Annotated in this window: 14 protein-coding genes; 7 read left to right on the top strand and 7 right to left on the bottom strand. The window is 60.7% G+C overall.

What is annotated here, in order from left to right:
- Positions 1 to 63: 63 nt before the first annotated feature.
- From HMPREF3048_RS05610 to HMPREF3048_RS05595, 4 genes are all read right to left on the bottom strand, one after another.
- Positions 64 to 543: a hypothetical protein gene (locus HMPREF3048_RS05610; protein ID WP_070771440.1), complete on the bottom strand. Its 480-nt coding sequence runs from the start codon at positions 541 to 543 to the stop codon at positions 64 to 66.
- Positions 544 to 597: 54 nt separating this feature from the next.
- A complete protein-coding gene (locus HMPREF3048_RS05605; protein ID WP_070771439.1) occupies positions 598 to 1,011 on the bottom strand; it encodes a hypothetical protein in 414 nt (137 codons plus the stop codon).
- A 322-nt stretch (positions 1,012 to 1,333) separates the two neighbouring features.
- Positions 1,334 to 2,746, bottom strand: coding sequence for a mycothione reductase (gene mtr / locus HMPREF3048_RS05600; protein ID WP_070771438.1), 1,413 nt, complete (start codon positions 2,744 to 2,746; stop codon positions 1,334 to 1,336).
- 41 nt (positions 2,747 to 2,787) lie between these two features.
- Positions 2,788 to 3,798: an alpha/beta hydrolase gene (locus tag HMPREF3048_RS05595; RefSeq protein WP_070483884.1), complete on the bottom strand. Its 1,011-nt coding sequence runs from the start codon at positions 3,796 to 3,798 to the stop codon at positions 2,788 to 2,790.
- Positions 3,799 to 3,929: 131 nt separating this feature from the next.
- Here HMPREF3048_RS05595 and mqo point away from each other — a divergent pair, with 131 nt between their 5' ends.
- Positions 3,930 to 5,426, top strand: coding sequence for a malate dehydrogenase (quinone) (gene mqo / locus HMPREF3048_RS05590; RefSeq protein ID WP_070422277.1), 1,497 nt, complete (start codon positions 3,930 to 3,932; stop codon positions 5,424 to 5,426).
- A gap of 27 nt (positions 5,427 to 5,453) precedes the next feature.
- Here mqo and HMPREF3048_RS05585 read toward each other — a convergent pair whose 3' ends face one another.
- Complete coding sequence (locus tag HMPREF3048_RS05585) at positions 5,454 to 6,659, bottom strand: protein adenylyltransferase SelO family protein (protein ID WP_070771437.1); 1,206 nt, start codon at positions 6,657 to 6,659, stop codon at positions 5,454 to 5,456.
- 24 nt (positions 6,660 to 6,683) lie between these two features.
- Between HMPREF3048_RS05585 and cobA the strand changes: the two genes are divergently transcribed.
- From cobA to HMPREF3048_RS05565, 4 genes are read left to right on the top strand one after another with little or no spacing between them, the layout of a single operon-like run.
- Entirely contained in the window at positions 6,684 to 7,424 is a 741-nt protein-coding gene (cobA, locus tag HMPREF3048_RS05580; protein WP_070771436.1) for a uroporphyrinogen-III C-methyltransferase, read from the top strand.
- On the top strand, positions 7,408 to 8,358 hold the full coding sequence (locus tag HMPREF3048_RS05575; protein WP_070771435.1) for a class I SAM-dependent methyltransferase: 951 nt from the start codon (positions 7,408 to 7,410) through the stop codon (positions 8,356 to 8,358). Before cobA ends, HMPREF3048_RS05575 begins: the two co-directional genes overlap by 17 nt.
- 41 nt (positions 8,359 to 8,399) lie before the next feature.
- Positions 8,400 to 8,651: a type II toxin-antitoxin system Phd/YefM family antitoxin gene (locus HMPREF3048_RS05570; protein ID WP_070422281.1), complete on the top strand. Its 252-nt coding sequence runs from the start codon at positions 8,400 to 8,402 to the stop codon at positions 8,649 to 8,651.
- Entirely contained in the window at positions 8,651 to 8,905 is a 255-nt protein-coding gene (locus HMPREF3048_RS05565; RefSeq protein WP_070422282.1) for a Txe/YoeB family addiction module toxin, read from the top strand. The genes HMPREF3048_RS05570 and HMPREF3048_RS05565 overlap by 1 nt, the downstream gene beginning before the upstream one ends.
- Here HMPREF3048_RS05565 and HMPREF3048_RS05560 read toward each other — a convergent pair.
- The gene (locus HMPREF3048_RS05560) at positions 8,902 to 9,630 is read right to left on the bottom strand and encodes an NAD-dependent deacylase (RefSeq protein ID WP_070422283.1); all 729 of its coding nucleotides are present in this window, start codon (positions 9,628 to 9,630) and stop codon (positions 8,902 to 8,904) included. The two genes, HMPREF3048_RS05565 and HMPREF3048_RS05560, sit on opposite strands and share 4 nt — an antisense overlap.
- Before the next feature lie 109 nt (positions 9,631 to 9,739).
- Between HMPREF3048_RS05560 and gltS the strand changes: the two genes are divergently transcribed.
- A complete protein-coding gene (gene gltS / locus HMPREF3048_RS05555) occupies positions 9,740 to 10,960 on the top strand; it encodes a sodium/glutamate symporter (RefSeq protein ID WP_070771434.1) in 1,221 nt (406 codons plus the stop codon).
- A 3-nt stretch (positions 10,961 to 10,963) separates the two neighbouring features.
- On the opposite strand, the gene HMPREF3048_RS05550 is transcribed toward gltS, so the two are convergent.
- Positions 10,964 to 11,686, bottom strand: a complete 723-nt coding sequence (locus HMPREF3048_RS05550) for a DUF1648 domain-containing protein (RefSeq protein WP_070771433.1) — start codon at positions 11,684 to 11,686, stop codon at positions 10,964 to 10,966.
- 195 nt (positions 11,687 to 11,881) lie between these two features.
- Here HMPREF3048_RS05550 and HMPREF3048_RS05545 point away from each other — a divergent pair, with 195 nt between their 5' ends.
- Positions 11,882 to 12,799, top strand: coding sequence for a hypothetical protein (locus tag HMPREF3048_RS05545; protein ID WP_141758866.1), 918 nt, complete (start codon positions 11,882 to 11,884; stop codon positions 12,797 to 12,799).

Here is a 12,799-nt window from a genome sequence, read left to right as displayed (position 1 = left end):
CGGCCAAAGCAAAAACCCGCTGCCGAAGCAGCGGGCTCTGTTTCGTCCTACGACGAAGTTGACTTAGAACTTCGGCAGCTGGATGAAGCCGTTGTAGGAAGCGAAGTTGATGCCAGCGATCACGAGGCCGACGAGAGCACCGATACCAGCGACGATGGTGCCGTCGATCCAGTAGCGTGCCCACTGCGGGACAGCCTCAGGGTTGGTCTTCTTGCCGAAAGCATCGGTCGGGTAGAAATCGCGCTCGGTGTCCTTCTCGTCGAAGTACTTGGAGGAACCCTTGCCGTTGAACAGGCCTGCGGTGCCGTCCTTGACAACGTCGCCGAAGGACTTGTCGTCCTCCTGCTTGCCAGCGAAGATGACCTGCTTGTCCTTGTCGGACTTCTTCTCTTCCGGCTTCTTGGTGTCGTCCTGGCCGTTCTGCTCGGCAGTAGCGGTGGTCTCCGGCTTCTCAGAAGACTGAGCGGAAGCGATAGCGGTGCCGCCAACGAAGACGGTCAGAGCGGTTGCGGAAGCAACTGCAGCGGTGCGGAAGTTACGCATCTTTTTCCTTCTTTCGAAATGTGAATTGGAAGTGGTTAGCGGAAATCCGCGTTATTAGAACTTGACCGGGCCGTGAACGATGAAGTTGTACAGCGGGCCAACAATGAGGCCGAGGACTGCGGAAACAGTGGCGAAGATGGTTGCACCGTACGCCAGGCGTGCGTAGCGCGGCTGCTTACCGAAGTGGTCCTTATCCTTGCCGAAGATCTCCTTGCCGTCGGTGCCGCGCAGGTTGCCGTCCTTGTTGCGGAACTCGAGCCACTCGGACTGGGTGATCTTGTGGGAGGAACCCGGCTTGACGCCTTCCTTGCTGTCCTTGTCCGTGACCTCGCGGACCGGTGCGGTGTAGGGAGCCTCCGGTGCCGGGGTGCCCGACGGGTCGGTCTCAGCGGTTGCGACTGCGGTGGAGCCGAATGCCACAGCGACGGCGGTTGCGCCGGCGAGGGCTGCCTTACGGAAATTACGCATGAAACGAAATCCTTCTCTGATAGTTCTTGCACGACGTCCGGGTGGAATTCAAAGAAGTCCAGGGGCATTGAGCTCCTAGGACCGATAGCAAGCCTTAGAGGCTCGGTCCCGGTGTCTGCAACGACAATAGCCGATCGTTTCCAGCATCGTGCAAGTTTGGTGTGCGATTTGATGCAAAGATCATCAAAAGGTTGGAGTCTCTGTGTGTCCGCTGGGAATGATTGCGGGTGGATAACAATCGCAACGTGCGCTTTTCGCTTCTTGGGCAGTTGTCCCAGCGGTTTTGTTGAATGGCCCCCAAATTAGGGGGTGAAGGATAGGTTTAGACTTCTTTGAAGGTCAGGTCGAGGCCCAGGATCGCGTTTTCCGTCACTTCGGCCAGTGCTGGATGGATCCAGTATTGGCTGCGTGGGAACTCGCGAAGGTCGAGGTCGTAAGCCATGACGGTGATCATTTGCTGGATCAAGGTCGATGCCTGTGGGCCCATGTAGTGGGCGCCCAGCAGTTTGCCTGTGGTGCGATCCGCGATGAGCTTCACCAGTCCGGTGCTGTCCTCCAGCGCCCAGCCGTATGCAACGTCGCCATAGTTCTGGACCTTGACGGTGACATCGTGGTCGGCCTCGATTGCTTGCTGCTCGGTCAGGCCGACGGTGGCGATCTGCGGGTGGGTGAAGATCGCCGACGGCACGTGGTCGTGCGGCATCGGAACGAGCGCGCCGTTGTCGCGCCAGGTGGCAAGCACGTTGTGGGTCACCGCACGCATCTCGGCGTTGGCAACGTGCTTGAGTTGGTAGGGGGAAGAGAGATCACCAAGCGACCACACACCCTCAGCGGTCGTGCGGCCGAACTCGTCGACTTTTACGCGGCCGTCGTCATGCGTTTCGATGCCACCCGCTACAACGTTGAGGGTGTCACTGTTCGGGATGCGACCGGTGGCGATGAGGAGGGCGTCGGAGGTCACCTGGGTGTCGTCGTCAAGCGTGAGCGTCACCTGGCCGCCATTCTCGGTGGCTGATGCGACCGTGCGGCCGATGTGGGTGGTGTAGCGCTGTGTGGCGATCTCGTTGAACGGATCGCGCAGATCCTCGTCGAGCGGACGCAGCAGGGGAGAGCGGCTGATGATGGTTACGTCGGTGCCCAGGGCATCGAAGACGTGCGCAAACTCCATGGCGATAAAGCCGCCGCCAACGATGGTCATCGACTTTGGCAGTTCGTCGAGGCGCATGACGTCCTCGTTGGTGTGATAGGTGACGCCCTTGGCCCACTCGGGGATAAACGGACGCGCACCGGCGGCGAGAATGATCGTGTCTGCGGTAATCGTTTCCTCTACGCCGCCGCGACCCGTCTTTAGGGTCTTCGGCCCGACAAAGGAGGCCTCCATGTCGTAGACGGTGACGTTGTCGCACTCATTGCGGCGGTAGTTTTCGCCGCCCTTAGCGATGAGGTCGATCCGGTTATCAAAAACACGTTCCTTGATGGCATCCCAGTCGGCGCCATGGAACTCAAGATCAACACCGAGTTTGCCGGCCTCGCGTGCGGCAAAGGCGTGCTCGGCGGCCAGGACGTACATCTTCGTCGGGATGCAACCCACGTTCAGGCACGTTCCACCGAATTTGCCCTTTTCGACGATAGCGACCTTCTTGTCATCGAAGTCCGGGGTCAGGATCGAGTTGCCGGAACCGGTGCCCACGATAATGAGGTCGTAGTGGGTGGAATTCGTCGCCGCAGCAGACATGCTCGTCTCCTCTATATATATGTATGGATTGGGTTTAGACGTTACTGCGCCCCGGTGAGATCGTCTAGCCACGTAAACGTTGCCTTGAACGCGGACTCGCGGGCATGGCGTTCGGAGAGGAAAACGTCGTGGCGGGCGCCGTCGATAACTCGCACTTGTGAATCTTTCCCAAGTGTCGGGGCCCAACGCTGGATCTGGTCGACATCAAGCACGGTATCGGCCGTGTCGGCAGCGGGGGAGTACTCCTTGCCCAGGTATGAGTGCGAAGAGCACAGGGTCAGCGTTGGCACGCCGGTATCAACGTTGCCCTTGTGGATTTGTTCCTGTCCTTTAAGTACTGCCCGGATCCAGCCGAAGTACTTGCGGTGACCGACCAGCGGTTTCCAGGTGGTGTTGAAGCTCCATTCGCCGTGTTTGCTCTCGTGGATAGAGGTGCCATAGGTACCCAGCCCGCCGCCCGGCAGTGGGATAGACGGGAAAATGGCTCCAAGCGTGTTCAGTACTGGGCGCAGGAGCTTCACCTGCCAGGTCGGGTACTGCAGGTCCAACCACGGGCTGTTGAGCGCGATTCCTTGAAGCAGTGCATGATCCGCGGGCGATTCTCGTCGTAAATGATCCGCCCACAGCGGAACAATCAACCCGCCAGTGGAGTGTGCGAGCACAACGACCGAGCCATGCTCGCGCGCGATGAGCCGCAGCGCCGTCGTGAGTTCCTCGAAGTAACGACGCATATCCAGCGTGAAGTGGAAGCGCTGGCCCTTCGTGTGCGCGCGGCCACAACGGCGCAGATCCAAGGCGTAAAAGGGGAAATCGTGCTGGGCAAACTCGTCGGCAACATGGTTGTGGAAGAAGTAGTCCGACATGCCGTGGACCCACAGCACCGCGGGCTTGTTGCTTGTCGACGACCTCACGTCCCGGACCAACACCGCCTCTGGCGCATGTCCCGTGTCGGGGTCCTTATCTAATTGCAGACGCGCATGCTCGTAATTTTTACCGAGCACGTCCGGTTTCCAGGTAAGTGTGTCGAGGGATGCTTCTTCTGTTTGATTCATGGGGCTGATGATACTGACCCGAAAGCGGGTGTGGGCCGTGTCATAATTCGGGCCTATGCACGTTCCGGTGCAGATAGACGTAGAATGTCTGTACTCCAAAAATTGTCGAAACACTATAAGGATGACTACGCATGTCTGACAACGGTGGTAATAAGTACGCGGACGAGGTGGACATCCTGCACGTTGGCGCTGGCATTATGAGCGCCACCCTGTGCTCGATGTTGCACGAACTGGAGCCCGAGTGGAGCCAGGTGATCTTCGAGCGCCTCGATGGTCCCGCCGAGGAATCCTCGTACGCGTTCAACAACGCTGGTACGGGTCACTCCGCTCTCTGCGAACTGAACTACACCCCGGAAAAGAACGGTCGAATCGACGTCTCTAAGGCGATGGCGATCAACGAGAAGTTCCAGGTCGCTCGCCAGTTTTGGTCCCACCAGGTAGAAAACGGTGTGATCAAGGACCCGCGCGCCTTTATCAACCCGGTGCCGCACGTTTCCTTCGCCCAGGGCGAAGACCAGATTGCATACCTGCGTAAGCGCTACGACAAGCTTTCTGCGAACCACATGTTCCCGGAGATGCAGTTCACCGATGACCGCGAGAAGTTCGCTGAGAAGCTGCCGCTGATGGCGCAAGGCCGCGACTTCGACGCTGAGCCGGTCGCAATTTCCTGGACTGATGCCGGCACTGACATCAACTACGGTTCCCTGACCAAGCAGTTCCTGGAGTCCGCTCAGGAAAGCGGCACCAAGATCCGCTACGGCCACGAAGTGCTCAACCTCAAGCGTGAGGGCAACTTCTGGAAGGTCACCGTGAAGAACGTTCGCACCGGTGACAAGCAGGTCGTCCGTGCACGCTTCGTGTTCATCGGCGCTGGCGGCTACGCCCTGGACCTGCTGCGCAAGGCAGGCGTTCCAGAGGTTCACGGCTACGCGGGCTTCCCGATCTCCGGTTTGTGGCTCAAGACCACCAACCCGGAACTCGTCCAGCAGCACAAGGCAAAGGTGTACGGCAAGGCCAAGGTTGGTGCCCCGCCGATGTCCGTTCCGCACCTGGACCTGCGCGTCGTCGATGGCGAAGAGTCCCTGCTCTTCGGCCCATACGGCGGCTGGACCCCGAAGTTCTTGAAGGAAGGCTCCTACCTGGACCTGTTCAAGTCCATCCGTCTGGACAACATCCCGTCCTACCTCGGTGTCGCGGCAACCAACATCGGCCTGGTCAAGTACCTGGTTGAGGAGGTTTTCCGTAACTTCGACGGCAAGATGGACGTGCTGCACGAGTACTACCCGATGGCAGACGGCAAGGACTGGGACGTTGTCGTCGCCGGCCAGCGCGTGCAGGTGATCAAGCCGGCAGCATTCCCGCGTTTCGGCACCTTGGAGTTCGGTACCGCTCTGGTCAACGACCAGAACGGCACCATCGCGGGCATCCTCGGCGCATCCCCGGGCGCGTCGATTACCCCGGCTGCGATGCTCGAGCTGTTGGAGCGTTGCTTCGGTGAGCGCATGATTGAGTGGGCTGACAAGCTCCACGAGATGTTCCCCACGTACGGCAAGTCGCTCAAGCACGACCAGAAGGCGTATGAGGAGCAGTGGGCATGGACCCAGAAGACGCTGAAGCTCGAGGATTAATCCCCGCGCTCAACTGAACTGGCTGCCCTACGTCCCGCAGAAGGTGACGTAGGGCATTTGTCCTTCCGGCCGGGTCATCCATTCGGGCCCGGCCTGTTCGTTGTACGGGTCGGATACTGCCGCGAGCAGTTCGTTGTACTTCGCGTAATCACCGTGCAACTCAGCGGCGTCTATCGCGTCCTGCAGCATGTGGTTGCGCGGGACGAAGATCGGTCCTGGATCGCCGTTGATGCCGTGTTCGCGGTTGTAGGTGGTGATGTCGATGGCGTTGTTGAGCCCCTCGTGGTCGTCGCCGATCCAACGCTGCCACGCCTCGTCCCAGGTTGGCTGGGCTGTTTTGATGTAGGCGTCAACATAATCCTGACCCAGCAAGGGGTAAAGCGCCTCTGCCAGGCGAGCCATGTTCCAGGCGATGATGCTCGGTTGGTTGCCAAAGGCGTAGCGGCCTTGCCTGTCGATAGATGAAAACGACGCTGCGGCGTCGAAGCGCTCCGTGAACGCGCATGGCCCGTAGTCGATCGTTTCGCCTGAGAGTGCCACGTTGTCGGTGTTCATCACCCCGTGGACGAAACCGATGCGCATCCAGTGCGCAACCAGGTCGAAGTGGCGGCGGGTGACGGTTTCGAGCAGGCTGGCTGCATTGTCGAAACCGGCAGCGGTGACGATCTGGCGTACAAGGTCCTCGGATTGCGTTGCCGCGTACTGGACGCTGCCGACACGAAGATGGCTTTTCGCCACGCGGACCACGATGCCGCCGGGTACGGCGCCGTTTTGGCGGATCACCTTTTCGCCGGTGGTAAGTACTGCGAGGGAACGTGTCGTCGGTACGCCGACGGCGTGCATGAACGTAGAGACGAGGTGTTCGCGCAACATCGGGCCGATCGCACCGACGCCGTCAGATCCACGCCGTGAAAACACTGTCAGGCCGGATCCTTTGAGTTGGATCTCGTGGCCGGCGATGTTGCCGAGCAGCAACGCGCGGCCGTCGCCAAGCAATGGCACAAACTGACCGAACTGATGGCCCGCATATGCCAATGCGTGCCCGCCCTGGGCGCCGGTAAGCCAGGCGAGGCCGTCGCTGCTACGCAACCAAGCGACATCGAGCCCAAGTTCTTGTGCGAGAGGCTCGTTGAGAGCAACCATCTGCGGGTTCTCAAACCTTCTGCCTGGTTCAGCGTGGGCGAGCTCGGGCAGGTTCTCGGCGAATGTGTGGTCGAGCTGGGGTCGTGTCATGGTGCCACCCTAGACTGTGTCGCTATGACGAAAGGCCACATCACTCTTGTCGGCGGCGGCCCAGGCGCATGGGACCTGCTCACCATCCGAGGCTTGCGCGCGCTGGAAGCAGCGGACGTAATCCTTGCGGACCATCTTGGGCCGGCCGCGGAGCTTGAGGATTTTCTGGATCTGACCGGCAAAGAAGTCGTAGACGTGGCCAAGTTGCCCTATGCACGCCAGGTCGCGCAGGAGCGTATCAACGAGATGCTGGTGTCCTATGCGCGTGAGGGCAAGCAGGTCGTGCGGCTCAAAGGCGGCGACCCGTACGTGTTCGGTCGCGGCTTTGAGGAGCTGCAGGCATGCGCGGCTGCCGGTCTTGAGTGCTCGGTAATCCCGGGCGTGACGTCCGCGGTGTCCGTTCCTGCGGCGGCAAACGTGCCCGTGACGCAACGCGGGGTGACGCACGCGTTCACCGTGGTGTCGGGACACCTGCCGCCGGAGCATCCCAAGTCGCTCGTGGATTGGTCCGCGCTTGCACAGGTCGGCGGCACCATCGTGGTGGTGATGGGGGTGCGCAACGTGCGTGCGATCGTCGAGAAGCTGCTGGAGGCATCGCTGTCCCCGGATACGCCCGCAGCGGTGATCCAGGAAGGCGAAACCGACGCGCAGCGCGTGTTCTTCGCTACCGCGGCCACCCTGCCGGATGTGATGGAGAACAACGATGTGACCTCACCTGCCGTGTACGTGTTTGGGGAGGTCGCAGGCCTTGCGCACACTGGATAGTCTGATTTGGGACACGGCCGATGTTGCTCAGGCTGAGACAGTCCTCGTGTGCAACGACCCGACACTCGATCTCACTCGCACCGCACTCGCTGCTGGGGCGAAGGTCGTGTTTTTGGACTCCGACTACTCACGCTGCCAGGAAGCAGCGTCGCTCGGTGCGGAGATTGCGGGCGATATGCGTATCGACGACTACCTTGCCGGTTCTTCAGGCACAGTCGTTGCCATTGGGGAGATGCCGAAGTCCCTGGCGCGGCTGGACTACCTGGCACGCTCGATTGCGGGAGCTGGGTTTGCTTCGGCGCGAGTGGTGTTCGGCGCGAACAATAAACACTTGTCTCGTGGCATGAATGTGGTGCTGGGCGAATCGTTCGACCAGGTGGCGGCCTCCCGTGGGCGCGGGAAGTTTCGCTGTCTTGTGGCGTCTGGGCCGCGCGAGGTGTCCTATGAGCCCGTACGCGGCGATGGACTTGTCGCCATCGGAGGCGTGTTCTCAGGGGCGAAGCCCGACCGTGGTGGGGAACTGCTGCGCTCCTGCCTGCCGGCAGAGCCTGGACGACTGTTGGACCTGGGGTGCGGCAACGGCTCTGTCGCGCGTGGCTTGGAGGCAGTGGCCACAGACGCTGACGCAGACGCGGTGCTCTCCGCCCGCGCCATCGGGCTGGAAGCGACCTGGGATGACGCCGGCTCACAGTTCCCGGACGGCTCCTTCGACACCATTGCGCTCAACCCACCGTTCCACGACGGTACCACCGTCGACGCAACCCTCGTCCAGCACCTCCTCGACGCCTCCAAGCGACTACTCGCGCCGGGCGGCACGCTCTACCTGGTCCACAATTCGCACCTGCGTTACCGCGGCGAGGTGGAGCAAAGGTTCGGCGCCGTGGAGCAGGTCACCCGCGATAAGACCTTCACGGTCCTGCGTGCTTCACTCTAGAGTGTGGTACCGTATTGCGGTACCACACGGAGGAGGTTGTGATGTCTATCAGTGCATCTGAAGCGCGGCGCACGCTATATCCGCTCATCGAGCGTGTGAACAATGATCGCGATCCCGTTGAAATCGTGTCGCGTCACGGTAATGCAGTATTGATGGCTGCAGATGACTACGCGGCATGGGTTGAGACTGCCTACCTGTTTAAGTCGCCAGAGAATGCTCGACGCCTGACTCAGGCCTACGAGGAAGCACTCAACGGGGCGGTGGCCGAACACGACATCGACCTGGACGCGTAATGCGGCTTGTGTGGACCACCAACGCGTGGGAGGACTACCTGTACTGGCAGGGCAACGACAAGAAAACACTGAGGCGAGTCAACCAGCTTCTGCGCGACACCTTAAGGGATCCGTTTGAAGGCATAGGGAAACCCGAACCGCTGAAGTACGGAGCTGAAGGGGCGTGGTCGAGGAGGATCACGCAAGAACACCGCTTGGTCTATACGGTCGCTGGGACAGATTTGGTGATTCTCCAAGCCCGGTACCACTACTAACCCAGCAGCTTCGGCAGGGCGTTGGCGGCGGTGTCCTCGATGACCACGTCGGCGATATGCGACAGGTCCGTGCGCATCGGGGTGACCTCAATGATGGGGATTTCGCGCGCGTGCGCCATTAAAGGCAGGCCAGCGGCGGGGTAGACCACGCCAGAAGTGCCGACGATGATCAACGCGTCAGCGGTGCGCATGCGACGCTCCGCCTCCTTCCACTCGGCTTGGGGCAACATCTCGCCGAACCACACCACGCCGGGACGCACCGGCCCGCCACATAACGGGCACTGGGGCGGAGTGATCGTCGGGACAGGCTCCTCGGGCAGTGGGATTGGGTCGGTGTAGGGCTCGTCGCAAAGCGAACAGCGAAACGCGAAGAGCGAGCCGTGCAGGTGGACGACATTGTCGCTGCCAGCACGCTCGTGAAGGTTGTCGATGTTTTGCGTGGTTACCGTCGTCTTCGGCGATTGCGCGATGGCGAGATGTCCTGCATTTGGCTCGGCGCGCTGGGCGAGTTGGGCGCGCCAGAGGTACCAGGCGAGCATTGTGTCCGGGTCGGTGTGCCAGGCGTCGATAGACGCCATGGCCTGTGGGTCCACGTTCTCCCACAACCCGGTTTGTGCGTCGCGATAGGTCACAAGGCCACTGTCGGCGCTCATGCCGGCGCCGGTGAAGACCTCGATACGGCTGGCGTCGGCGAGTAGTGCGCGGGCGTTGTCGATTGTGGTCATGGTTTAAACGCTACCGGGAGAAGCAAAGGAGCGTGTTCTTTGTCACAAACCGTGTGCGCGCTTTAGACTCTTCGAGATCGACAGACATCTAACAGAGAGGTGGCCGCCGATGGCGATTGAATTCAACATGATCCAAACCATCGGCTTCGCCGTGCTCCTGCTCGTCGTTGGACGCTGGCTGCGCAACAACGTGGCGTTCTTTGAGCGCTTCGCCATCCCAGCGCCGGTGATCGGCGGGTTCCTTTTCGCCCTGTTCAACCTGGTGTTCAAACTCACCGGTTGGGTGGACATCACCTTCGACACCACCTTGCAGGGCTTCTTCATGACGATGTTCTTCACCACCGTCGGCTTCGGCGCCAGTGTCGCGCTTCTTGGCAAAGCCGGCAAGATGGTCACCCGCTTCCTTCTCGTCGCCTCTGTGCTGGTGGTGCTACAGAACCTTCTTGCGGTGCTGCTCGCGCCGATTGTGGACATCCCGTCCGCGCTCGCGCTCATGACCGGGTCTGTGTCCATGACCGGCGGCCACGGTGTTTCCGGTGGTATGGCCCCGCTCGTGGAGGCGCAGGGTGTGGAGCGCGCAGAAACCGTCGCCTACACCGCAGCAACGTTCGGCCTGCTGATGGGCTCGCTCATAGGCGGGCCTGTCGGCGACCGTCTGATCAAACGCAACCGCCTCCAATCCAGCGGCACCCGCAATGTCGACGTGGACGATAGTTTGCTCACTGCGTATCGACGAGACCTGCGCAGCGACCAGGTCATGCAAGCCTTCATCGTCATCCTCATCGCGATGTTTATCGGCACCTACATCACCGACGGCATCAACTGGATCATCAGCCAGTTCACCGACAAAGCCGCCTTCCCGAACTACCTGGGTGCCATGCTCATTGGCATTCTGTTCCGCTACATCTCAGACACGCGCAACCAGCGCCAGTACCACGAGTTTGTGCCCACACAAGAGGTGGAGATCATCGGCAGTGTTGCGCTCGCACTTTTCCTCGCGCAAGCACTGATGACGATCAAACTGTGGGAACTGGCAGACCTTGCCATCCCGCTTGTCATTCTGCTCATCGCCCAGACCGTGCTGATGCTCCTCTTCGCCCGCTTTGTCACATTCCGAGCGATGGGCAGCGACTACGACGCCGCCGTCCTGTCCGCCGGCCACTGCGGTTTTGGCATGGGCGCAACCCCCAACGGTGTGGCCAACATGGAGTCGGTGGTGCAGAAGTACTCGCCGTCGCGCCTAGCGTTTTTCGTTTTACCAATCGTCGGCGGGATGTTCATCGACTTCGTCAACATCCTCGTGGTGACGGTGTTCCTCAACGTGCTGTAGCCGTTAGATAAACACAAACAGGAGACAGACCACCAGGACTGCGACGACGCTTGTCATCACACGCCACAGGTAACGCTTGCCCGGCGCGTGTGCCGTGTTGACCGAGATCTTGCCCGGGGCCTGCGGCAGCACCGCGGCGAGCATTGGGTCGTTCGGCTCCTTGTAGGTGCCCATGCCACCCTGCATCCGCAGCAGGTGGTTGCGTTGTTGCTCCGCTTCGTCGGGTTCGATGCCGTCCTTGGCCGTGGTCATGCGGATTGCTACGACGACGATGTAGACGGTGAATGCGATCCACAGTGCGATCTCCAGCCAGAATGGCAGCGAGATGTCCGGCAGCATCATCGAGACGTTGGTCAGCGCGAACAAGACCGCCATAGCGAGGAGGGTCTTCGACATGAAGTCGGCTGTTGCATCGCACAGCTTCTCGACGCGCGCCGCCGCCGTCTCCGAATACGGCAACGCCTTGTCCTCCGGTACGTCCACGGTCTGTCGTGCGAGGGTTTTCGGCGGCAGGCACGCGAGCATCGATATGGAGATGACGATGCCGATTGTGATCAAGAACGTCGCGTGAAGCAGGGTTTTCGGTTCGAATCCGTCCGCGTCGCCGTTGACGTTGAAATGGACCGGCACCGGGTCGGGGATCGCGTCCCAACGCAGCAGGATGTACGCGAACGCGGCTGCGTAGGCCAGAGCAGCGAGGGCATAGCGACGGTAATGGGCAGGCATGTAGGCGAGCTTAGACACAACCCAAAACCCGATATCGGGATTTGGCGCACAGGGCGGATAGCGACCTGCGGGTTTGCAAACGCGGCACCTTCAAAACCCGATATCGGAATTTAGGCTGTGGATAACAGTCGCGAAGTTATCCACAAAAACGGGCGGGGTCTTCCGCCGACACGGGATCTCTGCAATCGTTGTGGCATGGATATGGGGAGGCAACGGGAGATCCTGAGCAAGGTGATCGACCGCAGGGATACACAATCAGGCAGGGCAGTGGCGTTGTCGGCAAGGCATGCGATGCTGCAGGCCGACTTTCGTGCGTTGGCGTTTTACGAAAAGCGCTGGGTGCAGGCGGTTGCAGCAGGTCAGGCAGCGAGGAAGGCGGCGCTCGCCGGCAGGTCTGCGGCGCGTGTACTGGGGATGTGGCTGGTAACTACCGACCCCAACGAACCTGTAGAGCTTGTGCTGCCCAGTGGCAAGGCGCCGTCGAGGAAACAATGGCCAGCAAACACCGTCTACCACGAAGCGCGTAACCGCGCGGCCGTGATCAAGCACTTTGACACATTGCGCGTTACCGACGAGCTGACCACCGCATTCGAGATCGCCCTGCGCTACGGGTTCAGGGAGGGGCTGGTGGCGATGGACTGGGTGCTCAAACACCACACCGATCGTGCGACCGTGGAGGCGGAAGCCGACAAGCTTGGCCGTGTCAAGGGGATAGGTGTATTGCGGAAAGTGCTGCGATACGCAGTGGGTAACTCGCGGTCGCCGTTCGAATCGTACGCACGCGCGGTGTTGATTGAGCGGGTGGCCGACGGCTGGATCGTCAACGGCATGTTCGCCGGCTACGAGGTAGATCTTCGCCTCGGGGCGCTGATCCTGGAGATCGACGGGGATTACAAATACGACGGGGTCACGTTTAAGAAAACCGACGAGACGCTGCGACAAGAGCGCAAGCGGGAGAAACATCTGCTCAAACGTGGTGTGTTCCTGCTCAGGGCGTCGCCGCATGATCTGTTGTTTAAGGAAGACGAGTTTGTCGACGACGCCCGCGCCCTGCTCGCCCTCGCCCAGGCGCGAGAAGCAGACAACGGGGCAGCACACACCCAGGCGGCGTGA

This window comes from Corynebacterium sp. HMSC075D04, assembly GCF_001815635.1.
Taxonomy (GTDB): Bacteria; Actinomycetota; Actinomycetes; order Mycobacteriales; family Mycobacteriaceae; genus Corynebacterium; species Corynebacterium coyleae.
This window is presented reverse-complemented; position numbering and strand designations above follow the sequence as displayed.

What these genes read in the sequence shown, in the direction of transcription:
- HMPREF3048_RS05610 (WP_070771440.1), bottom strand. Translation starts at nt 543, where the DNA reads ATGCGTAACTTCCGCACCGCTGCAGTTGCTTCCGCAACCGCTCTGACC.
- HMPREF3048_RS05605 (WP_070771439.1), bottom strand. Translation starts at nt 1,011, where the DNA reads ATGCGTAATTTCCGTAAGGCAGCCCTCGCCGGCGCAACCGCCGTCGCT.
- mtr (WP_070771438.1), bottom strand. Translation starts at nt 2,746, where the DNA reads ATGTCTGCTGCGGCGACGAATTCCACCCACTACGACCTCATTATCGTG.
- HMPREF3048_RS05595 (WP_070483884.1), bottom strand. Translation starts at nt 3,798, where the DNA reads ATGAATCAAACAGAAGAAGCATCCCTCGACACACTTACCTGGAAACCG.
- mqo (WP_070422277.1), top strand. Translation starts at nt 3,930, where the DNA reads ATGTCTGACAACGGTGGTAATAAGTACGCGGACGAGGTGGACATCCTG.
- HMPREF3048_RS05585 (WP_070771437.1), bottom strand. Translation starts at nt 6,659, where the DNA reads ATGACACGACCCCAGCTCGACCACACATTCGCCGAGAACCTGCCCGAG.
- cobA (WP_070771436.1), top strand. Translation starts at nt 6,684, where the DNA reads ATGACGAAAGGCCACATCACTCTTGTCGGCGGCGGCCCAGGCGCATGG.
- HMPREF3048_RS05570 (WP_070422281.1), top strand. Translation starts at nt 8,400, where the DNA reads ATGTCTATCAGTGCATCTGAAGCGCGGCGCACGCTATATCCGCTCATC.
- HMPREF3048_RS05565 (WP_070422282.1), top strand. Translation starts at nt 8,651, where the DNA reads ATGCGGCTTGTGTGGACCACCAACGCGTGGGAGGACTACCTGTACTGG.
- HMPREF3048_RS05560 (WP_070422283.1), bottom strand. Translation starts at nt 9,630, where the DNA reads ATGACCACAATCGACAACGCCCGCGCACTACTCGCCGACGCCAGCCGT.
- gltS (WP_070771434.1), top strand. Translation starts at nt 9,740, where the DNA reads ATGGCGATTGAATTCAACATGATCCAAACCATCGGCTTCGCCGTGCTC.
- HMPREF3048_RS05550 (WP_070771433.1), bottom strand. Translation starts at nt 11,686, where the DNA reads ATGCCTGCCCATTACCGTCGCTATGCCCTCGCTGCTCTGGCCTACGCA.
- HMPREF3048_RS05545 (WP_141758866.1), top strand. Translation starts at nt 11,882, where the DNA reads ATGGATATGGGGAGGCAACGGGAGATCCTGAGCAAGGTGATCGACCGC.